The 22,146-nt window shown below is 66.0% G+C and carries 21 protein-coding genes and 2 tRNA genes; 13 read left to right on the top strand and 10 right to left on the bottom strand.

From position 1 onward, the window contains the following. Positions 1–185: 185 nt before the first annotated feature. Positions 186–1,067: a 4-hydroxy-tetrahydrodipicolinate synthase gene (dapA, locus tag BR78_RS0101865; RefSeq protein WP_025560558.1), complete on the bottom strand. Its 882-nt coding sequence runs from the start codon at positions 1,065–1,067 to the stop codon at positions 186–188. Between the two features lie 71 nt (positions 1,068–1,138). On the opposite strand from dapA, the gene BR78_RS0101870 reads away from it, so the two are divergent. The 4 genes from BR78_RS0101870 (at position 1,139) to BR78_RS0101885 (ending at position 4,543) form a co-directional block, all read left to right on the top strand. Then, positions 1,139–3,145 carry a lytic transglycosylase domain-containing protein gene (locus BR78_RS0101870; RefSeq protein WP_025560559.1) on the top strand — a complete coding sequence of 669 codons (2,007 nt, stop codon included), beginning with the start codon at positions 1,139–1,141 and terminating at the stop codon, positions 3,143–3,145. Positions 3,146–3,177: 32 nt separating this feature from the next. Beyond that, entirely contained in the window at positions 3,178–3,654 is a 477-nt protein-coding gene (gene greB / locus BR78_RS0101875) for a transcription elongation factor GreB (RefSeq protein ID WP_025560560.1), read from the top strand. Positions 3,655–3,763: 109 nt separating this feature from the next. Further along, positions 3,764–4,042, top strand: coding sequence for an acylphosphatase (locus BR78_RS0101880; RefSeq protein WP_025560561.1), 279 nt, complete (start codon positions 3,764–3,766; stop codon positions 4,040–4,042). A 114-nt stretch (positions 4,043–4,156) separates the two neighbouring features. Then, positions 4,157–4,543: a DoxX family protein gene (locus BR78_RS0101885; protein WP_025560562.1), complete on the top strand. Its 387-nt coding sequence runs from the start codon at positions 4,157–4,159 to the stop codon at positions 4,541–4,543. A gap of 60 nt (positions 4,544–4,603) precedes the next feature. Here the strand turns inward: BR78_RS0101885 and BR78_RS0101890 are convergent, their stop codons facing one another. Further along, the gene (locus BR78_RS0101890; protein WP_025560563.1) at positions 4,604–5,251 is read right to left on the bottom strand and encodes a DUF3108 domain-containing protein; all 648 of its coding nucleotides are present in this window, start codon (positions 5,249–5,251) and stop codon (positions 4,604–4,606) included. A gap of 41 nt (positions 5,252–5,292) precedes the next feature. Continuing rightward, positions 5,293–5,757 (bottom strand): GNAT family N-acetyltransferase, encoded by a 465-nt coding sequence (locus tag BR78_RS0101895; RefSeq protein WP_156022175.1) that lies wholly within the window; start codon positions 5,755–5,757, stop codon positions 5,293–5,295. 94 nt (positions 5,758–5,851) lie between these two features. Between BR78_RS0101895 and BR78_RS0101900 the strand changes: the two genes are divergently transcribed. Beyond that, positions 5,852–6,652, top strand: coding sequence for a transporter (locus BR78_RS0101900; RefSeq protein WP_029934466.1), 801 nt, complete (start codon positions 5,852–5,854; stop codon positions 6,650–6,652). A gap of 82 nt (positions 6,653–6,734) precedes the next feature. Here the strand turns inward: BR78_RS0101900 and BR78_RS0101905 are convergent, their stop codons facing one another. Further along, positions 6,735–7,181, bottom strand: coding sequence for a hypothetical protein (locus BR78_RS0101905; protein WP_025560567.1), 447 nt, complete (start codon positions 7,179–7,181; stop codon positions 6,735–6,737). Between the two features lie 25 nt (positions 7,182–7,206). Next, positions 7,207–8,886, bottom strand: coding sequence for an energy-dependent translational throttle protein EttA (gene ettA, locus BR78_RS0101910; protein ID WP_029934468.1), 1,680 nt, complete (start codon positions 8,884–8,886; stop codon positions 7,207–7,209). 150 nt (positions 8,887–9,036) lie between these two features. Between ettA and BR78_RS0101915 the strand changes: the two genes are divergently transcribed. The 3 genes from BR78_RS0101915 (at position 9,037) to BR78_RS0101925 (ending at position 12,264) form a co-directional block, all read left to right on the top strand. Then, a complete protein-coding gene (locus tag BR78_RS0101915; protein WP_025560569.1) occupies positions 9,037–10,410 on the top strand; it encodes a M28 family peptidase in 1,374 nt (457 codons plus the stop codon). A 172-nt stretch (positions 10,411–10,582) separates the two neighbouring features. Continuing rightward, positions 10,583–10,816 (top strand): hypothetical protein, encoded by a 234-nt coding sequence (locus BR78_RS0101920; protein ID WP_025560570.1) that lies wholly within the window; start codon positions 10,583–10,585, stop codon positions 10,814–10,816. Positions 10,817–10,938: 122 nt separating this feature from the next. Beyond that, positions 10,939–12,264, top strand: a complete 1,326-nt coding sequence (locus BR78_RS0101925; RefSeq protein WP_025560571.1) for a dicarboxylate/amino acid:cation symporter — start codon at positions 10,939–10,941, stop codon at positions 12,262–12,264. Between the two features lie 259 nt (positions 12,265–12,523). Here the strand turns inward: BR78_RS0101925 and BR78_RS0101930 are convergent. The 4 genes from BR78_RS0101930 to BR78_RS0101945 form a co-directional block, all read right to left on the bottom strand. Then, positions 12,524–12,600, bottom strand: a tRNA-Pro gene (locus BR78_RS0101930). Positions 12,601–12,667: 67 nt separating this feature from the next. Beyond that, positions 12,668–12,743 (bottom strand) — tRNA-Ile (locus BR78_RS0101935). Next, a complete protein-coding gene (locus BR78_RS20755) occupies positions 12,734–13,792 on the bottom strand; it encodes a polysaccharide deacetylase family protein (RefSeq protein ID WP_025560572.1) in 1,059 nt (352 codons plus the stop codon). Before BR78_RS20755 ends, BR78_RS0101935 begins: the two co-directional genes overlap by 10 nt. Positions 13,793–13,799: 7 nt before the next feature. Then, complete coding sequence (locus tag BR78_RS0101945; protein ID WP_025560574.1) at positions 13,800–15,524, bottom strand: sensor histidine kinase; 1,725 nt, start codon at positions 15,522–15,524, stop codon at positions 13,800–13,802. 181 nt (positions 15,525–15,705) lie between these two features. Here BR78_RS0101945 and BR78_RS0101950 point away from each other — a divergent pair, with 181 nt between their 5' ends. Then, on the top strand, positions 15,706–16,173 hold the full coding sequence (locus BR78_RS0101950; protein WP_025495035.1) for an Lrp/AsnC family transcriptional regulator: 468 nt from the start codon (positions 15,706–15,708) through the stop codon (positions 16,171–16,173). Between the two features lie 51 nt (positions 16,174–16,224). Here BR78_RS0101950 and BR78_RS0101955 read toward each other — a convergent pair whose 3' ends face one another. After that, complete coding sequence (locus BR78_RS0101955; protein ID WP_025561030.1) at positions 16,225–17,481, bottom strand: hypothetical protein; 1,257 nt, start codon at positions 17,479–17,481, stop codon at positions 16,225–16,227. A gap of 202 nt (positions 17,482–17,683) precedes the next feature. On the opposite strand from BR78_RS0101955, the gene BR78_RS0101960 reads away from it, so the two are divergent. From BR78_RS0101960 to BR78_RS0101975, 4 genes are all read left to right on the top strand, one after another. Then, complete coding sequence (locus BR78_RS0101960; RefSeq protein WP_025561031.1) at positions 17,684–18,286, top strand: hypothetical protein; 603 nt, start codon at positions 17,684–17,686, stop codon at positions 18,284–18,286. A gap of 109 nt (positions 18,287–18,395) precedes the next feature. After that, positions 18,396–21,140, top strand: coding sequence for a DNA gyrase subunit A (gyrA, locus tag BR78_RS0101965; protein WP_025561032.1), 2,745 nt, complete (start codon positions 18,396–18,398; stop codon positions 21,138–21,140). 164 nt (positions 21,141–21,304) lie between these two features. After that, positions 21,305–21,652, top strand: a complete 348-nt coding sequence (locus tag BR78_RS0101970) for a DUF952 domain-containing protein (RefSeq protein WP_025561033.1) — start codon at positions 21,305–21,307, stop codon at positions 21,650–21,652. 54 nt (positions 21,653–21,706) lie between these two features. After that, a complete protein-coding gene (locus BR78_RS0101975) occupies positions 21,707–22,120 on the top strand; it encodes a hypothetical protein (RefSeq protein ID WP_025561034.1) in 414 nt (137 codons plus the stop codon). Positions 22,121–22,146 lie beyond the last annotated feature (26 nt).

A 22,146-nucleotide genomic window follows, 5' to 3' on the forward strand; every position in this document is an offset into this window, starting at 1 on the left:
CTCGCGGACGCGCGCAGCCCTTGCCCGATGCTCGATGAGCATGGACGGCCGGCGTTCGCGAAAGGACTATTTTCCCTGAGCGGGCCGCTAGGCCCGGATTGTGATGGGATTGTGACGGTTGCGCATCGTTTGCTGCAACCCGCGGTGCATGATTTGCAACCGGAGCCGTGCCGCGGAAGCGGCGGTCAGATCAGCCCGGCGCTTGCCAAAGCCGCGTCGACCTCGGCGCGGCTCGCCTCGGAGGCCTCCGTCATCGGCAAGCGAAGGTCGCCCGGGAAGCCGGGGCGCACCTTTCCCAGCGCGTATTTGACCGGGCCGGGCGACGCATCGGTGAACATCGCGATGTGCAGGCGATAGAGCCGGTCGTGGAGTTCGAGCGCGCGGGCATTGTCGCCCGCGGCCCAGGCGGTTTGGAAGTCGGCGCAGAGCCGCGGCGCGACATTGGCGGTGACCGAGATGCAGCCCGTGCCCCCCATCGCATTGAAAGCCAGCGCAGTCTCGTCATTGCCCGACAGCTGGATAAAGTCCTTGCCGCAGCCGGCGCGCTGCTCGGAGACGCGGCCTAGCTGGCCGGTGGCATCCTTGACGCCGATGAAACGCTCCGGGAAGGCCTGGGCGATCCGCGCCATCGTGGCGGGCTGGATGTCGGTCACGGTGCGGCCGGGGACGTTGTAGAGCACGATCGGCAGATCGGTCGCTTCCGCCACCGCTTCGAAATGGCGGAAAATGCCTTCCTGGCTCGGGCGATTGTAATAAGGCGGCACCATCAGCACCGCATCGGCACCCGAAGCCTTGGCGGCATGGACATTGGCGATGGCGACCTGGGTATCGTTCGAGCCGGCACCGGCGAGGACGGGCACCCTGCCCTTCGCCTGATCGGCGCAGACGCGCACGACCTCGAAATGCTCGTCCTTGGTCAGCGTCGCCGCCTCGCCGGTGGTGCCGCATGGCACGAGCGCGGCCGAACCTTCGGCAATCTGCCATTCAACAAGATCGCGATAATCTTGCTCGGCAAAGGCGCCGTTACGGAATGGCGTGACGAGCGCGGGAATCGACCCGGAGAACATGGCGTGAAAATCTTTCTAAAGTCCCGAGATCGGGACTGGCAGATAGTCGGCGATTCCGTATGATGTCCAGCATGCTCGGGTCGTTTATCAAGAGCGCTGTGCTGCTCGCTGGAGTATCGGGGGTCGCGGTTTCGTCGCAGCTCTCGCAGGACCAAATCCGCGCGTTTGCGGGAGCGCTGCAAAATGCGGCATCGCCGGCGCAGGCTAGCTATGCGCAGTCAGACCCGCTGTCCTATGCGTTGATCGAATGGAAGCGGCTCCAGCAATCCGATAATTGGCCCTTTACCGATTATGCCAATTTCATGCTCGCGCATCCTGGCTGGCCGGGCGAGACCAGCCGGCGCGCGGCGGCCGAGACGGTACTCGACAGCGGGAGCTACGCACCCGCGCTGGTGATGCGCTTCTTCGAGCGCTTCCCGCCGCTGACTGCCGCCGGGCGCCTGCGCTATGCCGAGGCACTGGCGGCGTCGGGCAGGCGCGCCGAGGCCAATGAGCAAGCGCGTCAAGCGTGGCGCTCGGGGACCCTGCGGGCCTCCGACGAGAGCAAGCTGATGTCGGGCTTCTTCCCGGCGCTGACGCCGGCGGATCACGACGCGCGGATGGACATGCTGTTGTGGAAGAATGCGACCAGCACCGCCGTGCGGCAGCTCGCCTTCGTGTCCCCCTCGAAGCGATCGATCTTCGAGGCCCGGATCGCCTTCCGCACCAGGGCGGCGGATGCCGCGCTCAAGGGCGCGACGGCATTGGACGTCGGCCGTAGCGATCCCGGCTATATCGCCGATCGCGCGCGCTGGCTGCGCGACACCGGCCAGAGCCCGGCGATGCGTTCCTATCTCGCTGGGCGGCCGCGGCTGACGTCTTATCCGGGCGATGCCGAGGCGTGGTATGAAGTGCTGCTGCTGGCGGCACGGGGCGCTTCGTCCGACAACCAACCCAGCCTTGCCTACCAGATCGCAAGCCAAGTCGACGATGCCTTTCCCTCGACTACGGTGATCGCTGAACTGCCACTGGGCGAGCGCGACGATTATACCAGCCTCACCTGGCTGGCGGGCACCACGGCCTTTTACAACCTCGCACGGCCACGCGACGCGATCGGCATGTTCGAGCGCTATTCACGAGGCTCCAAGACGCCGACCACCCAGTCCAAGGGGCTGTACTGGGCCGGGCGGGCGGCGGAGGCCGCCGGCGATCAGGTCGCGGCCCAGGACTATTTCAGCCGGGCCGCGGGCTTTTCCGATCTCTATTACGGCCAGCTCGCCGCCGAGCGGGTGGGCCGCGCGTTGAAAGGACCGCCGCCGCTCGATACGCGCGTCGCGGCCCCGGAGGCGCGCGATGCCTTCTATCGGCGCGAGACGGTGCGCGCGGCGCAATTACTCGGGACGATGGGCGATCGCGTCTCGCAGGGGATGTTCATCCGCCAGATCGCCCGCGACGCGGCTACCGACAACGACCATGTGCTCGCGGCGGAGCTCAGCCGTACGATCGGACGACCCGATCTGGGGGTGATGGTCGGGCGCAGTGCCCTCGAGAACGGCCTGTCCGATTATACCGCGGCGGGATATCCCTCGGTTCGCGTGCCGGAATCGCAGCGCGATTACTGGACAATCGTCCACGCCATCGCGCGGCAGGAAAGCCAGTTCGACCGGGCCGCGGTGAGCCATGCCGGCGCCCGCGGGCTGATGCAGCTCATGCCCGGCACCGCGGCGGAAACGGCGGGCAAATTGGGGTTGAGCTACAATCGGGACTCGCTCACCACCGATACCGACTACAATATCAAGCTGGGCTCGACCTATTTCCAGCGGATGTTCAATCTCTATGGCAGCTATCCGCTGGCGGTGGCCGCGTATAATGCCGGGCCGGGCAATGTGAACAAATGGCTCCGCGCTTATGGCGATCCGCGGCTGCCGGGCGGCGATATGGTGCGCTGGGTGGAGCAGATTCCGATCTTCGAGACCAAGAACTATGTTCAACGCGTCCTCGAAAATGCCGTGGTCTATGACCTGATGAACCCCGAGCATGCCCGTTCGCGCGGACCGGCGAACATGAGCTGGTATCTCGGCAAGAACCGGCCGGGCTGATTTCTCCTGGCGTTTCGCGCTAGAACGCTGACATGGACCGCCCCAATTACATTACGCCTGCCGGATATGCCGCCCTCAAGGCTGAATATGACGCGCTGTTCGCGACCGAGCGACCGCGGCTGGTGGAGACCATCTCGTGGGCCGCAGGCAATGGCGATCGCTCCGAGAACGGGGATTATATTTACGGCCGCAAACGGCTGCGCGAGATCGACCGGCGGCTGGGCTTCCTGTCGAGACGCATGAAGGCGGCAAAGGTCGTCGATCCGGCAAGGCAGGAGGACCGCAGCCGGGTGTTCTTCGGCGCGACGGTGACCATCGCCGACGAGGACGACAATCATCGCCAACTGACTCTGGTGGGCGATGACGAGACTGACGCCGGCAAAGGGCTGATCGGATGGAATGCGCCGCTGGCGCGGGCATTGCGCGGCGCCGCAGTGGGCGACCTCAGACGCGTCACCTTGCCCGGCGGTGAGCGCGAATATGAAGTGATTGCTGTAACTTACCCCTGAAGCGTGCCCCGGATGCGGTGAACCGAATCGCCAGTCCCCTCGTCTTTCGACGGTCCGTGCTAGACAGGCGACGAGGCCCGCGTTCGGGTCCGGGTTTAGCGTGGGGATTATGGTAACACAGCGTATACTGGTTTCAGGCCGCGTCCAGGGCGTCGGCTATCGCGACTGGGTGGTGCGCACGGCGCAACGCACCGGCCTTACCGGCTGGGTGCGCAACGTGAGGGATGGGCGCGTCGAGATCCTCGTTTCCGGCGATGACGACACCGTCGCCAAATTGATCGAGGGATGCCACGAAGGCACGCCGCTGGCGCGGGTCGACAATGTCGAGGCCTATTCTGCCGAGGGCGAGAAGCAGGCCAAGGGCTTCACCAAACGCTTCACCGCCTGACGCAGGAAAACGGGAAACACTGGGTTTCACCGGCACCGGTTGATTCAGCGCCGCCGGCGTGAAAGGTTCCGCTTGTGAAACGGCGTGATCGCCCGCCGTCACAGGAGGAACGCAATGCCCATTCCCGCAAGCTGGTCCGGCCCCCTGCTGAGCGTGCTGCGCATCGCCGCGGCGCTTACATTCCTGCATCACGGCACGTCGAAATTCTTGGGGCTACCGCCCTTCCCGGTGCCGCCGCCACTGCCGCCGATGCTGATCGCGGCGGGCGTGATCGAGCTGGTGGGCGGGGCGTTGCTGCTGATCGGCTTCTTCACGCGGCCGGTGTCGTTCATCGCATCGGGCATGTGCGCGGTGGCCTATTTCATGGTGCATGCGCCCAAGGGCTTTTTCCCGTCGGTCAACCAAGGCGAGGCCGCCCTGCTCTACGCCTTCATCTTCCTCTATCTCGCCGCCGCGGGTGCGGGTCCGTGGAGCGTCGACGCGACGCGCAATCGGAGCTGAAGCTTCGACTACCGGTTCAGCTGCAGGCGGAGCGCAGTCATTCCGCCTGCAGCGTCCGGATCATTGGATGCCGCTGCAATCGCCACCCAGCCGCTGGGCGAAGCCGCCGCCGGCATAGCCCAATTCGGCATGGTCGGCCTTGCCGATCAGGTAGCGGACCTTGCGATCGCCGCCGAGGCTGGTCTCGACGATCCAGGCGTCGCGGTCACCGACCTTCTCGCTGCCGACCACGTCGAGGCTGAAGCGGCCGAGGCCCTTGTCATATTGGTAGAAGGGCAGCTCGAAATGCGCGCCCTCCTTCAGCGGCAGCGCGGCAAAAGTAAGCCCCCAGAGATTGCCCTCCCAGACCTGACCGGTGAGCGCAATCTCGACCGGCGCGGCGCCGGGCCGCGCGGTGACCAGCTTGCCTGGTCCATAAACGACGCGGACATGCTCGACGCCCGATTTGCGGCTGTCGAAGGCGATCGGCGCCAGATCCTTTTGCCGCAGCACGAAATGATCGCGCAGGTCGAACTTGTCGCCGACACGCTGGTGGACGACCACATCCCATGCGGGTGCGCCATTGGCGCTGGTCGCCTGCACGGTCTGGAGCGTCGCGCCCATCACCGTCTCGCCGCGGGCGATGGCGTAGCAGACGGTACCGGGCTGGAGACGGGTGCCGTCCACGGCGGGGAGCGCGGCCTGTGCCGCCAGTGCGAGAAGAAGCATAGCGGCACTCTAGCCAGCGCAGCGCGGCGGTCCAGCGTGTTTTACCGAGCTAACGCACTTTCTAGCGCCTTGCGCTGGGTGACCACGGCAACCCCGTGTGCGTCGACTTCGAAGCCGGCGACGTGGAAGCCGTGGCGCAAGTTGAGCAGGATCATCGGATTGTTGGCGGTACGGGTGCGCGTCTCGACGAAGCGGTAGCCTGCCGCCGCGGCGTGCCGGTGCTGGCGCTCCATCAGCTGCGACGCCACCCCCTGTCCGCGCAGCCGCGGATGGACGCCGCCGAGCCACGAATAGAGCAATGCATCGCCGCGCCGGTAGCCGAGCTTGAAGCCGGCCCATTCACCGCCTTCGATCGCCAGCCACAGATCGGGATCGGCGATGCGCGGCAGCCGGCCGAGCAGATAGGCCGGATCGAATTCGTCGAACACCGCAGTACAGAGCCCGAGCAACGGGTCTGCGGCTTCCGCGATCGGTCCTGTCCAGCGCTGATAATCGATCCGGGACATGAAGGTGGATAGATCAGCGGTCGGCATGGGGCGTCAAGGCCTCGCCCTCCCCAATCAAATACCCTGCCCTCCCCGGAGCGTCTATGAGAGAGGGATGAAGCATCTTTCCGGACTGATTGTCGCCATGCTCGCCGGCGTCGGCAGCGCCCAGGCGCAGGATCTGCGCCCGCTCTGCCCTGACCGGCCCGGGCTGGGCACACCTGCCTGCATTGTCGATTCCGGCCATCTCGTCGTCGAACTCGGCGGTGTGGACTGGTCACGCGAGCAGGATGGAAGCGAACGGACAGACAATTGGACCGCGGGCGATCTCCTCCTCCGCTACGGCGTGACCGGGACGATGGAAATCCAGGCTGGCTGGACCGCTTTCGGCGCCGTCCGCACTCGGGACCGCGTGACCGGTTCGACCGTGCGGAGCTCGGGGACGGGCGACGTGAGCCTGGCGGTGCGCCGCAACTTTTCGCACCCCGATGGGTCGGGCCTCTCGGCAGCGATCATGCCTTATGCCACGCTGCCCACCGGCGGCGCGGCGATCGGCGCGGGCGATTGGGGCGCGGGGCTTGTCGTGCCGCTCAGCTACAGCCTGAGCGACACGATCGCCATCGCAGTGACTCCCGAGATCGACGCCGCGGTGGATAGCGACCGGCACGGGCGGCACCTCGCTTATGGCAGCGTGATCGGCCTCAGCGCCGCACTCGGCCCGCGCGTGAGCAGTGCGCTCGAGTTCGAGGCAGTGCGCGACGAGGATCCTGCGGGCCATGTGACCCGGAAGCTGGTGAGCCTGTCCTTCGCCTGGCAGCCCGGCGACGACGCCCAGTTCGACATGGGCGCAGTCGCGGGGCTGAATGCGGCCAGCCCGGACATGGAGCTGTATCTGGGGATCGCGCACCGCTTCTGAGCGGTTGTCAGCCCGCTTGACCAAAGCGGGCATATTCTGGGCCGCGAGCGGGATCTGCGTGCGGATCGATGCAGGTGAGCGGTTAGCCGGGTCGCTTCTTCGCGTCCCAATAATCGAAGGCTTGCGCCTGCAGCCGCGCGACCAGAGCGGCCGCATTCGGCCCGGTCCATTCCCCCTGATAGCCATAGGCCTCGCGCGCGCCGACCCACCAGCCCTGCCCCGGCAACCGATCGGCCTCGCGGACCACCAGCACTGCCAGATTGGGCTCGCCGACAGCGACACCCGCCGAGTCGATCGCATCGAGCGTCTTGCACACCGCCCGCATTTTTGGGCGAGTGAAGCGATGGCCCAGCTGGCCAAGCAGCTCGGAATAGCTGACGGCGCGACGCTCGCGGGCCGCCGCGATCAGCAGCGCGCGCACCTGCGCCACATTGGCGAGCGATCCGGGGCCTTGCTCGTCGGATACCAGCCCTTCGCTGACGAGCCAGCGGCCGAGCGTATCGCCGAAGCCGGGCGCCTTGCGAGCCATCAGACCGCAGACGCCCGGATCGTCATCAGCGCGTCAGCTTCTTGTACGACAGGGCCGTCGGCCGATCGGCGGCATCGCCCAGACGGCGACGCTTGTCCTCCTCATAGGCTTCGAAGTTTCCTTCGAACCATTCGACATGGCTGTTGCCTTCGAAGGCGAGGATGTGCGTGGCGAGGCGATCGAGGAAGAAGCGATCGTGGCTGATCACCACGGCGCATCCTGCGAAATTCTCGATCGCCTCTTCCAGCGCACCCAGCGTCTCGACGTCGAGGTCGTTGGTCGGTTCGTCGAGCAGCAGGACGTTGCCGCCGCGCTTGAGCATCTTTGCGATGTTTACGCGATTGCGCTCGCCGCCCGAGAGCTTGCCGACGTTCTTCTGCTGGTCGGCGCCCTTGAAGTTGAACGCGCCGACATACGCGCGGGTCGAGGCGTCGTGGCCGTTGACCTTCATGTAATCGAGCCCGTCCGAAATCTCCTCCCAGACATTCTTCGAGGGATCGAGATGGTCGCGGCTCTGGTCGACATAGCCCAGGCGCACGGTCGAGCCCATTTCGATCGTGCCGCTGTCCGGGGTTTCCTGACCGGTGATCAGCTTGAAAAGAGTCGACTTGCCGGCGCCGTTGGGCCCGATCACGCCGACGATGCCGCCCGCGGGCAGCGTGAACGAGAGATTCTCGAACAACAACTTGTCGCCATAGGCCTTGGAGATGTTCTCGACCTCGATCACCTTGCCGCCGAGGCGCTCGGGCACCTGGATGACGATCTGGGCCTTGCCCGGCGTGCGGTTTTTCTGCTGTTCGACGAGCTGCTCGAACTTGGCGATACGCGCCTTGGACTTGGTCTGGCGGCCCTTGGCACCCTGCCGGATCCACTCCAGTTCGTCCTTGATCGCTTTCTGCCGCCCGGACTCCTCGCGCTCCTCCTGCTCGAGGCGCTTCGACTTCTTCTCGAGATAGGTCGAGTAATTGCCCTCGTACGGGAAATACTTGCCGCGATCGATTTCGAGGATCCAGCCGACGACATTGTCGAGGAAGTAGCGGTCGTGGGTGATCATCAGCACCGCGCCCGGATATTCCTTGAGGTGGTTTTCCAGCCATTCGACGCTTTCGGCATCCAAGTGGTTGGTCGGTTCGTCGAGCAGCAGGATCGAGGGCTTCTGGATCAGCAGCCGGGTGAGCGCGATGCGGCGCTTCTCACCGCCCGAGAGATTCTCGACCGGCCAATCGCTCGGCGGGCAGCGCAGGGCTTCCATCGCGACTTCGAGCTGGTTGTCGAGCGTCCAGCCGTCGACTGCGTCGATCTTGGCCTGGAGATCGCCCATCTCCTCCATCAGCGCGTCGAAATCGGTATCGTCCTTGGGATCGCCCATCTCGGCCGAGATCGCATTGAACCGATCGACCAGATCGGCGGTCGCGCGCGCGCCTTCCTTGACGTTCTCGAGCACGGTCTTGGTCGGATCGAGCTGGGGCTCCTGCTCCAGATAGCCGACGGTGATATACTCGCCGGGCCATGCCTCGCCGGTGAAATCCTTGTCGACGCCGGCCATGATCTTCATCAGCGTCGACTTGCCGGCGCCGTTGGGGCCGACGATGCCGATCTTGGCGCCCTGATAGAATTGCAGGTTGATGTTCGACAGCACCGGCTTGGGGGCGCCGGGGAAGGTCTTGGTCATGTCCTTCATGACGAAGGCGTATTGGGCGGCCACGATAGGGTCTCCGATGGGTATCTGGGATGCTGGAAGTTTGGCGGCGATGTAGCGATCGAAGCACCAAATGGCAACGCGGCCGAGATGGAAACAAAAAGGAAACACGCAAGCCATTGGCAAATGTTGCGGGGGTGGCTAGCAACCCATTCCATGACCAAGCGCATCCTGCTCGCGGCCGTCGCCGCGCTCGCCCTTCCCCTTCCCTCGTTGGCCCAGACGCACGACACGGTCGCGCTGCGCGACGCGGCGCTCAAGGACGATCTCGCCTGGGAGATCACCGAGGGGCTGACCACCGAAGTGGGTCAGCGGCTGGCGGCGACCGAAGCCGAGGCGCGGGCACGGGCCTGGGCGGTCCGGAAGCTGACCGCCTTGGGCTTCCAGAACGTCCATATAGAAACCTTCAGGATGCCGCTCTGGGTGCGCGGCGAGGAAAAAGCCGAAGTGCTGGGTGGTTCGGCGCAGAAGCTGGCGATCGCGGCGCTCGGCAATTCGGGATCGACGGGGCCCAAGGGCGTCGAGGCGGACGTCGCCTTCTTCCCGACGCTCGCCGATCTGGAGGCCGCGCCAGCGGAAGCCGTGAAGGGCAAGATCGTCTTCGTCAGCAATTCGATGACACCGACGCAGGACGGCTCGCAATATGGCACGTTCGGCGGTGCGCGGCGCACGGGACCGAACACGGCGGCGACAAAGGGCGCGGCGGCGATCCTGATTCGCTCGATCGGCACCGATCATCACCGCAATCCGCACACCGGCGTGACCAACTGGGCGGCGGGCGTGAAGCCGATCGCGGCGGCGGCGCTGTCGCTCCCCGACGCCGACCAGCTCGAACGGCTGCTCAAGCGCGGGCCGGTGCGGCTGAAGCTGCTCGTCACGCCCGAATTCAAGGGCGAAGCCGAATCGGGCAACGTCATCGCCGATGTGCCAGGCAGCGATCCCGGCGCCGGCATCGTGCTGATCGGCGGGCATCTCGACAGCTGGGATCTCGGCACCGGCGCGATCGACGACGCCTCGGGCGTGGGTATCACCACCGCGGCGGCGAAGCGGATCATGGACGCCGGTCAGCCGCGCCGGACGATTCGCGTCGTCTGGTTCGGCGCCGAGGAAGTCGGCGGGTTCGGCGGCGAAGCCTATGCCAAGGCGCATGCCGGCGAGCGCCACGTCTTCGCATCGGAATCGGATTTCGGCGCCGATCGGGTGTGGAAGTTCGAGACCAACCTGCCCGAGAGCGCCAAGGCCGTAGGCGATCGGCTCGCTATCGCGCTTTCTCCGCTCGGCATTTCACGCGGACGGGCCAATGCGGGCGGCGGCACCGATGTCGGGCCCGTGCTGCGCACCGGCGTCGCGGGGATCGACCTCGGCCAATCGGGGCTGCGCTATTTCGATTATCACCACACGCCCGACGACACGCTCGACAAGATCGATCCCGAGCAGCTGCGCCAGAATGTGGCAGCGTGGACGGCGTTGCTCGCGATCGTCGCAAATGCGCCCGCGGATATCGGCAAGGTGGCGCCCGCCGCGCACTGACCGCCGTAGCGTCAAGGCGCTCGAATGTCCGAAATCGGGCAAAAAAGTGGCAGAAATTTTGCGTTTCGACGCATTTGCGATTGACGGAGACGCAACGACCGCTATTTCAGCACCTTCGCGTCGGCATTCGGGCCGGGTGCGAAACGTTTAATGTTCCATGGGAGCAACCCACATGAAGAAGATCCTCATTGTTGCTGCGACCGCCGGCCTGATGTCGCTCGCGGCTTGCAACGGCGGCACCACCAACACCACTGCCGAGAACGTCGCCGACAGCCACGAGGCGAACGCCGCGATCTATGACGACGCCGCCGACAACACCTCGAACGCCGCCGCCGCGGACGTGCTCGAGAACGCTGCCGACGTCGAAGAGAACAAGGCCGACGCCGCCGAGGCGAACGCGCATTGATCGGCGTTCCGGCTCGAACGGGCCGGAGCTGAGAGTTAGGAAGGGCGCTCCCGCAAGGGGGCGCCCTTTTCCATTTGGGGCGGGCCCGCGACCGGCATAGACAAAGCGCGAAGGGAATTGGGATGGGGCCGATCAGAGCGGAGCACGGGCAGAGGCAGCCGTTCTGGCGCCTGCTCTATTTCTGGGTGCTGATCGGCATCATCGCCGGAGTCGCTGTCGGGGCGTTCTGGCCCGCATTCGGGGCGAGCCTGCAGCCGCTCGGCGAGGGCTTCATCAACCTCGTCAAGATGATCATCCCGCCGGTGATCTTCCTCACCGTGGTGACCGGGATCGCGGGATCGCGCCAGCTTGCGGCGCTGGGGCGCGTGGTGGCCAAGGCCTTTGCCTATTTCCTGTTCTTCTCCACCCTGGCGCTGATCGTCGGCCTCGTCGTCGCGCATGTCGTCCAGCCAGGCGCCGGAATGCATGTCGATCCGTCCACGCTCAACGCGGCGGCGGTTCACGGCTATGAGGAAAAGGCGCACGAGACCAGCGTCACCGGGTTCCTGCTCTCTATAATTCCCACGACCCTGGTGTCGGCGTTCACCAGCGGGTCGATCCTCCAGATCCTGTTCGTGGCGGTGCTGTTCGGCGTCTCGCTGGCACTGGTCGGCGAGCCCGCGCGGGCGGTTACCGACATGCTCGAGCGAGTCGCCCTCGTGGTGTTCCGGCTGGTGACGATCGTGATGTGGGCGGCGCCCGTCGGCGCCTTCGGAGCCATGGCCTTCACGATCGGCAAATATGGGCTGGGCAGCCTGTTGAGCCTCGGTGCGCTGGTGGGGACCTTTTACCTCACTGCCCTGATCTTCGTGCTGGGAGTGCTGGGGGCGGTCGCGGCGCTCAACGGCTTTTCGATCCTCAAGCTGATCCGCTACCTCAAGGCGGAATTGCTGCTCGTGCTCGGCACCTCCTCGTCCGAGGCCGCCCTGCCCGCCCTCATCCAGAAGATGGAGCGCGCGGGGTGCGACAAGGAAGTGGTCGGCGTGGTGGTGCCCACCGGCTATTCGTTCAACCTCGACGGCACCAACATCTACATGACGCTGGCGGCCCTGTTCATCGCGCAGGCGACGGGGGTGCAGCTGACGTTGGGCGAGCAAATCGCGCTGCTCGGCGTGGCGATGCTGAGCTCGAAGGGCGCGGCCGGAGTGACCGGATCCGGCTTCATCACCCTGGCCGCGACGCTGGCGATCGTGCCCAAGGTGCCGATCGCGGGGATGGCGCTGATCCTGGGTGTCGACCGCTTCATGAGCGAATGCCGCAGCCTGACCAACTTCATGGGCAACGCCGTTGCGACGATCGTCGTGGCGCGCTGGGAGGGCGCTCTGGACGGCGACAGGCTGGCGCGGGCGCTGAACGGGGTTCCGGACGAATTGCCGGCCGCAGCGGCCGTGGAAAGCGATCCGGATTGATGCGGCCCGAAGACTGCCGATTCGCACGTGCCTGTAGGATTTCGCCGGCTTAACTTCGCACTTTTCCCGCGGATTCGCTCATAAAATTACGCAACGCCGAAATTTTCGTGCGCAAGCGGCTGATTGTTGCACCAGGTTCAAAGAGCGGCGGCGTCTGCGGCCGCGCCCTACTGCGCCAGACGAAATCCTACATTGCAAGCGGCGCATCATGCCGCAAGACCGCCCACCAGAGGGGTCGCAATGCAAGTGCTTGGGAAAGTGGTCGGGGAGACAGGATTCGAACCTGCGACCCTCTGGTCCCAAACCAGATGCGCTACCAGGCTGCGCCACTCCCCGACGTCGGGCCGCTTAGAGCTTCGCGAACCGGGGCACAAGGCACCTGGCGAACTATTGCGGCAGGCGCTGGTGGGCCCGGCAGGACTCGAACCCGCAACCTAGCCGTTATGAGCGGCCAGCTCTAACCGTTGAGCTACAGGCCCCCAGCGCCCGCGGCAGTAGCGGAGGATGGGGCCGCGCCGCAAGCCGCGTCGAGCAGCTCGGCGAGCGATGCCGGCGCAACGTCCAGCCGCGCCAGCAGCGCGAAGACCGCATCCCACCAGCGATAGAAGGCCGCGAGGTCGGCGACGTCGCGGACATAGGGGGTGTGGCCGGGCTCTACCGAGGGCGAATGGAAGCTGAAATTGAGCACACGCACCCCCTCGCCCACTGCTATCCGCACTGCTTCGAGCGCATCGTCGAGCGGCATGTCCTCGGGCGTCAGCGCCACGCGTGAGAGAAGGTGGAGGCGCGCGGCGATGCCGCGGCCGCGCGGCAGGCTGCCCAGCCGGCGATGGAGGCTGGCACCGCCACGACGGAGCGCGCCGGTGAAAACCGTGGTCAAAGGTAGTTCGACGATCGACCCATCCGGGCCGGTGCGGAAAACATGGTTGGGGATCGCGGCGAAGTCGGGGCCGCCGTCCGGGCTGTAATCGTAGCGCGCGCGCATCGAGCTATCGGCGCGATAGCCGAGCCGGGCGAGCGCGGCGAAGGTGTTCGGGCCGACACCGTAGCGCCCGGCGCGATAGATTAGCGGGCGCCTGCCGAAGGCCGAGGCGATGGCATCGGTGAGCACAGCCAGCTTGGCTTCTTCGAGCCCTGCGGGAAGGTTGCCTGCGAAGCTGTTGCGGAGGCTCACTTCTTCCTCGAAAGGCGGGTTCACCCAGGGATGGAGCTGGGTGCCGACCGCCGAACGGCCATCCTCGATCAGGCGGCGCAATATCTCGGCAGAGCGCTGACAAGTGGCGATGGGGTGGTCGACCAGCCAGGTGAGCGGGACGCCGTGTGCGGCGAAGCGAGCATGCGCTTCGGGCATAGCAGCCATGTGGCCGGTGCCGCGCGCGTCGCGACTGAAGGAGGTGCTCCAGTCGAACTCTTCCTCGGTATCGACGAAGACCGTGAAGCGCGTGCCGAAGCTCTCGGGCCACTGCACCAGCGTGGCGGGCAGCGGTGCTGGCGGGCGATAGCCCGTGCCGGAGTGGCGGTCCCCCACCGTCAGTTCAGATCGCCTGGCCCACCTGGCTGGTTACGGCGGCGGGGAGCCGCAAAGTCAAGATCGACGGCTCGATCACGAGGCTCCCGCCGAGCTCGCGCGCGAGATTGCGGGCGAGGCGCAGCGCGAAGCCGGTGCCGAGCAGCGTCGCATCCTCGCGTTCGTCGTCGATGCCGAGCACCGAATCGCCGGGATAATCGGCGAGCGCCCGGGGACGATCGATCGCCACTGCGACCTTCTGATCGCTCTCCAGCGCCATGTTGACGCCGATCCGCTCGCCCGGGGCACTGGCCGACACCAAAGTCGCCATCAGCCGCGCGAGCAACCGCTCGACCGCGCGGCGATCACCGGCGACGGTCAAGTCCTCGATCGGCAAGGCGATCATCGAGCCGCGCAGCTCCAGCAACGCCGCCAGATCGTCGGCGATCGTCGCGAGCAGGGGGCGCAGCGGCACCCGGCCGGGGACCAGCGACAGCGCCGCGCTGTCGATCCGGGCGGCGAGATCGAGATCGTCGATCGCACCGAGCAACTCACGCGCCTGGCTGCGGATGACATTGGCGCGATCGCGGTAGATCCCGGCGACGGGGCCGAGCATCTGCGTCTCGATCATCTCGGCGAAGCCGGCAATAGCGTTGGTCGGCGTGCGCAATTCGTGGACGAGCTGGCGCAGCGATTCGGCGGGCGAGCCGACCGGCACGCGCACAGGCTCCGCGCGCTCGTCGGTGCGCGGGCGACGGGCGGTGCCGCGATAGCCGGTGAAGCGGCCATTGGCGGGATCGAACACCGGGATGGCGGAAATCAGCCAGTCCCCGGCGGCATCCGAACTGCCCTCGATGTGCATCCGTGCGGTGGAGAAGCCGGCGCGGCGACGGAACGCCCCCGCGGCGATGCCGTCGATCTGCGAGCCGTCGATCCCCAGCAGATCGAGCGAAAGGCCGATCACCGCCGCACGGCTGACGCCGTCGACCCAGCGGACCACGCCCTTCTCGTCGGTTTCGAAGCGGAACTGCTCGACGACTGGCGGCGCGGGCGTCGGCACGGGGCCCGCCTCTTCGCGATTGCGCCAGAACGCGTCGATTCGCGCGACGACCTCGGCGATTTCGAACGGACCCTCGTCCTCGATCCGCGCCGGTTGCGCGGCCGGCCGTGCCAGCGCGTCCCGGGACGCCGCGGCCGAGATCCTCTCGCTGTGGTCCATTGTCAGGTTCTGCGCGTCCGGCTCCGCCTCCGCAATCGATCCGGCAGAACTATCCACAACTTCTGTCACGCGGGCGTGCTCGACACCGGTTTCCGAAACCCCGGCGTCGTTCGGCAGCACGAAATCGACCGGTCCGAAGCTTTCGAGCGCACGCTGGACCGCGGGCGGCAGATCACGCCGGTTGCGCAGGATCGTTCGCGCGGCGGGGGTGAGGTCGGGAAGCAGCTGGATCCACTCGGACGCCGAGAGCCGGGCGCTACGCAGCACGGGAATCGCGATCGGCAGATCATCGCGCGCAAACAGCCGCACCAAAGGTGCCGGTGGATTGGAAAATTCGAGCGCGCGCGCGCTGGCGACACGCACCTGCCTCGGCACTTCGCTCCTGATCGCGCGCAGAGTCGCCATCGCCCTCGTGGCAGGGGGCACGCGGCGGCGACCGATCAGATCGACGAGCTGGCGCCACGCCGACTGGACGCCATAAGGCGTACCCAAATCAGCCGCTAGCACGGTCTCGAGAGTGTCGTCGAAGCGCACGCGCCTGCCAAGATCCCCCGGCGCGGAAGTGCGCCTTCAATAAATTCTTAATGCTCAGGGGAGGCCCTAGATACAGTCCATTTCGGCACGTCGCATTGTGGGACAATTGCGTTGCGTTGTAATTATCTTATAGTCTAGCAACCCCTGCATGCAACGAATCCACAATGAAAGAGACGAACCCATGCGATTCGACGATATCGACGTACGGATCCTGGGGCTGCTGCAAGATAATGGCCGGATGACCAATGTCGAGCTGGCGGAGCGTGTCGGGCTGACTGCGCCGCCCTGCCTGCGCCGCGTGCGCGCGCTCGAGCAGCAGGGCGCGATCAGCGGTTATCACGCCGCGCTCGATCCGGCCGCATTGGGCTACAACCTCACCGTCTTCGCGATGGTGAGCCTCAAGAGCCAGGCCGAGAGCGATTTGCGCGCATTCGAGCAGCTGGTGGCGGACATTCCCGAGGTCCGCGAATGCCATATGCTCAACGGCGAAATCGACTTCATCCTCAAGATCGTCGCGCCCGATCTGCAGAGCTTCCAGCAGATCCTGACGACCAAGCTGACCACCGCGCCCAATGTCGAGCATGTGAAGACGTCGCTGACGATTCGCACGTCGAAGGCGCTGCCGGGCGTCCCCGTTCCCGAAATGTGAAAAGGGGCGACATCGCTGCCGCCCCTTCCCTGTTTGCACTGGCCGTTTCGCTCAGGCGAGCGGCGGGAAGTCGATCGAGGCCTGCCACAGCAGCGCCAGATTGGCATGTGCACCCTTGATCGCCTGGAAGGCCGTGCGCGCCTCGTCCTTGCGGCCGAGCGCACGCAGCGCGACGCCTCGGTTGAGGTTCACTTCGTCGGCATCGACGCTGCCCTTCTGGAGCGACAGATCGTAGAGCTCGAGCGCGCGAGCGTAATTGCCCGATGCGAGGAAGGCGTCGGCGGTCTGCTGCGCGGTCTTGCCGTCCTTGCCGGCCGCGGCCTGCTTGGCGAGACCTTCGAGCGAGCCTTCCGATTTCACCGCGGTTTGCGATGCGGTGTAGGTGCGCTGCACATCGGCGTCGGCAGCGGGAATCTTGCCCGACTTGCGGCCCTCGTCGATCACCGCGACCGCTTCCCAAGGCAGGCCCGATTGCTGCGCGGCGAAGGCGTAATCGGCATAGTCGCCGCGATCGGCCAGCGCATTTGTGGCACGCATCAGCCGGTACAGGTTCATCTTCTCGGTCTTGCCGGTGGCCGGAGCGCCCTGACGATAGACCTGGATCGCCCAGCGCCAGTTCTGCACGGTGGGATATTCGGCGATGTAGCGCTTCAGCCAATCGGCCATCGCGGCGCGATCGCCGGTGGCGTTCACGCGCGGGATCGCGAATTTGTACCAATCGACCGGCGGCTTGCGGCCCGCGGCCTTGCTCGCCTGGATCGCGCGATTCACTTCGCCGATCGATTCGACCGGCTTGCCGGTGGCGGCATAGGCGTTGGCGAGCAGCACGGGGAGATCTTCCTGGGTGGATCCAAGCTCGCGCGCCTTGAGCAGCGGCGCGATGGCCTCCGCCGGCTTCTTCTGGGCGAGATATTGCGAGCCGACCATGTAATTGTAGATCGCACCATAGACCTTGGCCCGATCGGGCGGCGTCTTGGGATTGCTGGCGAGGGCGCCGAGCGCCTTCATCTGGCCCGCTTCGTTCTTCTTCTCGAGTTCGAGCTGGAGACGCAGGAAGCCCGAATAATATTTCTCATCGTCGTTCGCGGCGACGGTTTCGGCAGCGGTGAGCTGCGTATCCGCGGTGGCGAGATCCTTGGCCTTCAGCGCGGTCTCCGCGGCAACGGCCGCCTTGCGGAACGCGTCGCTCACCTTGAGCTGGGGTTCCGCCTTCTTGTCCGCCTTCTGCGCCAGCGCCGGCGTGATGCCCACAGCGGAGGCGCCCAGCGTCAGCGCGGCGGCCAGCGCGAGCTTCGAAACGAACTTCATGTACAACTCTCCTCGTGGGAACGGCATACTGGTCGGCGGCCCCTGTAAATGTCTGCCGCGCGCCGTTCAAGCGGACGCAGATGAGTTAGCGATGGCAAGCGCGCCCTGAACGACGATTGAACGCCCGTAATCGTTCCGCGACTGGCGTTCGATCGCCAATACCGCTTAAACTGGCCCGGTTTACCGGGGGGAAGTTCGTTTCATGCTGACCGTGCTCGCGCTCATGTTCCAGACCGCCACATTGTATGCCGACAACGCCAAGGCCGCCATGACCTGCGCGCAGGCGGTCACCATCGTGGATTCGTCGAGCAAGTCGCCGCTGCAGCTGACCTCGCAATTTACTTATCTCGCGATGCAATCGGCCAAGGCGAAGCCTGGCGCCGGCTCGTTCTTCGACCAGCTCAACGCGCTTTCCGAGCAGGTGGGTAAGGACGCAGCGCTCACACCCGAGCAGGCAAAGACGCTCGCCCCACTCTGCGACAAGCGCTTTCCGATCGCGCGCAGCCCCGCGCCGGCGCGATTGCCGAGCGACCCCTTCCGCCGCGACATGCTGTGCTTCGGCACACTTTCGGTGCTCCAGGGCGCCGCCGAGGAGATCGCCAAGGCCGGCAGCGATTCGCAGCTGACGAAGATCAGGGCGGCGCTCACGCCGCTGACCGACAAGATGACCGACGATGCTCTCAAGAAGCGCGGATTGGCCAGCGATGGCGCCTTCGTAAAGGCGCTGGGCGACGAGATGCTCGCGTCGCTGCCGGTCGGCAATCCAATGACCGTCGCGGCCGCCTGCGGCGTCACGCTGAGCTGAAGCCAAATCCATGCCTCACGCGCGCGTACACGCGCACGCGCGGGTTGGCAGGTGGTATCGGGCACGCTAGAGCCACATGTAACGTAACAAACTCCGAAAGCATGATCCTTTGACCGACGAGACCCTGCTCGCCGACCCTTCCGATATTACCCCGATCTCGATCGTCGACGAGATGAAGACCTCGTACCTCGATTACGCGATGAGCGTGATCGTGGCGCGCGCCCTCCCTGACGTTCGTGATGGTCTCAAGCCGGTCCACCGCCGCATTCTCTACGCCGCGCAGGAAGGCGGCTATGTCGCCGGCCGCGCCTATCGCAAGTCTGCCCGCCTCGTCGGTGACGTGATGGGTAAATATCACCCGCACGGCGACAGCTCGATCTACGACGCGATGGCGCGCATGGCCCAGGATTGGGCGATGCGCGTGCCGCTGATCGACGGCCAGGGCAATTTCGGCTCGATGGATCCCGATCCGCCCGCGGCGATGCGTTACACCGAAGCGCGGCTCGCCCGAGTCGCCTCGGCCCTGCTCGACGACATCGACAAGGACACGGTCGACTTCCAGGACAATTATGACGGCTCGGAAAGCGAGCCGACGGTCCTGCCCGCGCGCTACCCAAATCTGCTGGTCAATGGCGCCGGCGGCATCGCGGTCGGCATGGCGACCAACATCCCGCCGCACAACCTCGGCGAAGTGATCAACGCCTGCCTCGCTTATATCGAGAACGGCGCAATCTCGCTCGAGGAACTGATGGAGATCGTCCCCGGTCCGGACTTCCCGACCGGCGCGATCATCCTCGGCCGCAGTGGCTGCCGCTCGGCCTATCAGACCGGCCGCGGATCGATCATGGTGCGCAGCCGCCATACCACCGAGCAGCGCGGCGAGCGGCGCTCGATCGTACTCACCGAAATTCCGTACCAGCAGGGCAAGAACGCGCTGGTCGAGAAGATCGCCGAGGCCGCCAAGGAAAAGCGGATCGAAGGCGTCAGCGACATTCGCGACGAATCGAGCCGCGAAGGCGTGCGCATCGTCATCGACCTGAAGCGCGACGCAACTCCCGAAGTCGTGCTCAACCAGCTCTGGCGGAACACGCCGGCGCAATCCTCCTTCCCGGCCAACATCCTCGCGATCCGCGGCGGGCGCCCCGAGCTGCTCAACCTGCGCGATATCATCGAGGCGTTCGTCAAGTTCCGCGAAGAGGTCATCACCCGGCGCTCGAAGTTCGAGCTCGCCAAGGCGCGCGACCGTGCGCACATCTTGCTCGGCCTCGTCATCGCGGTGACGAATCTCGACGAGGTGGTGAAGATCATCCGCAGCTCGCCGAGCCCCGCCGTCGCGCGAGACCGGCTGCTCACCCGCGAATGGCCGATCGCCGAGATCGCACCGTATATCCGCCTCGTCGAGGCGATCGACACCGAAGTCTCCGGCGACAGCTATCGGCTGAGCGAAGTGCAGGTTCGCGCGATCCTCGATCTGCGCCTCCATCGCCTGACGGCACTGGGCCGCGACGAGATCGGCGACGAACTCGCCAAGCTCGCCGAGACGATCGCCGAACTGCTCGAGATCCTCGGCAACCGCGCCAAGCTCTACGAAGTCATCGTCGAGGAGCTGACCGCGGTCCGGGACCAATATGCGACGCCGCGCCGCACCGAGATCGCCGCCGCCGCCGACGGGATCGAGGACGAAGACCTGATCGAGCGCGAGGACATGGTCGTCACCGTGACCATGGAAGGCTATATCAAGCGCACGCCGCTCGACACCTTCCGCGCGCAGAACAAGGGCGGCAAGGGCCGCGCCGGCATGGCGACCAAGGATGAGGATGCGGTCACGCACCTGTTCGTCACGTCGACTCACACGCCGGTTCTGTTCTTCTCGACCGAGGGCAAGGTCTATCGCATGAAGGTGTGGCGCCTGCCCGAGGGCGGGCCCGCCACGCGCGGACGGCCGATGATCAACCTGCTGCCGCTGGCGACCGGCGAGACGATCTCGACCGTGCTGCCGCTGCCGGAGGACGAGAATGCCTGGGGCGATCTCCACGTGATGTTCGCGACGGCCAAGGGTTCGGTGCGCCGCAACTCGATGGATGCGTTCGCCAATATCCGCACCAACGGCAAGATCGCGATGAAGTTCGAGGAGGGATCCGAGGACCGCCTGATCGGCGTGTCGCTGCTCACCGAGGAGGACGACGTCCTGCTCGCGACGAAGCAGGGCAAGGCGATCCGCTTCGCCTCGACCGACGTGCGCGAGTTCCAGAGCCGTGATTCGACCGGCGTGCGCGGTGCGCGGCTGGCCGAGGGCGACGAAGTCATCTCGCTCTCGGTGCTGCGCGGCTTCGACGCGACGCCGCAGGAGCGCGAGGACTACCTCAAGGCCGCGCCGTGGAAGGAAGGCGACCGCGAAGTCACGCTTTCGCCGGAGCGGATGAAGGAGTTCGAGGATGCCGAGGAGTTCATCCTCACCGTCACTGCGAACGGCTATGGCAAGCGGACCTCGGCGTACGAATATCGCCGCACCAATCGCGGCGGCCAGGGCATCACCAACATCGTAAGCTCGGATCGCAACGGCCCGGTGGTGGCGAGCTTCCCGGCGCATAATGGCGAGCAGCTGATGCTGGTCACCGATCAGGCCAAATTGATCCGCACCACGGTGGGCTCGGTGCGCGTCACCGGGCGCAATACGCAGGGCGTGATCCTGTTCCGCGTCGCCGATGACGAGCATGTCGTCTCGGCCGCGCGGATCGAGGAGAGCGAGGACGAGGCCGAGGTCAACCTTGCCGATGGCGCGGTTGCGGGCGAGCCGACGCCCGATGCCACGACGAGCGAGGATCTGGCCGCGGGACCCGAGGACGGGCAGTAAGATTGGCAACATGCTGTTCCCCGGCGAAGGCCGGGGCCCAGTTGCAGCGCGGTCGAAATTGGCCGGGCAGCGCGCCTCATGGGACATCGATACTGGGCCCCGGCCTTCGCCGGGGAACAATATGGGTAACGCCGGTGTAGTCGCCTGAGACCAAGAGGGAAAGCATGCCCGATTCCATCGCCTATAAGGTACTCACCGCCGACCAGATGATCGCGCTAGAGCGCGACGGCAGCTTCGCAGGTGCGCCGGTCGATCTGGCCGACGGCTATATCCACCTCTCCACCGAGGCCCAGCTTCAGGAGACGATCGACAAGCATTTCGCCGGGCAGGATGGGCTGTGGCTGGCCGCGGTCGATCTCGAGGCGTTGGGCGAGGCCGTGAAATGGGAAGCCTCGCGCGGGGGGCAGCTCTTCCCGCATATCTATGGGCCGCTGCCGCTCGATGCGGTGACCGCCTATAGCGAGCTGCATTACGAGCCCGACGGCAGCCTGCGGCTCCCTGTTACCGGCTGAAGCGGACAAAATGTCCACTTGCCGCGGCGGACCAACTGCGCGAAGGCCCGCGCGATGAAATCCGGCAGCTCCATCGTGCATTCGAGCGGACGGCGCATGGCGCTGTTCCTCGTGGCGTGCGCGTTGATGCTGCGATTGCTGGTGCCTGCGGGCTGGATGCCGGTCGCCAATGCCCATGGCGTGACGCTCAACTGGTGCAGCGGCGTGAGTCACGTCGTGCCTGCCGAGGCCCAGGCTATGCTGGCCACGGCGCTGGGCGACAAGGCTCCGAAGCACAAGCCCGCGCCGGACCAGCCCTGTGCCTTCGCAGCGGCTACGCATCCGGCCGATACGCTGGCCGCATTGCCCGTCGTGGTGCCGCCGACCGCCGAGGCCGATGCGCCGGCCCTCCCCGCTTTCCTGGCTTTCCCCGGCCGCGGCCTCGCCGCCCCGCCTCCGCTCTCGACCGGCCCACCCCTCCTCGCCTGACGCCGTCTGCGCCTCTGCGCGCGCTG

Source organism: Sphingomonas sp. UNC305MFCol5.2 (genome assembly GCF_000712135.1).
Taxonomy (GTDB): domain Bacteria; phylum Pseudomonadota; class Alphaproteobacteria; order Sphingomonadales; family Sphingomonadaceae; genus Sphingomonas.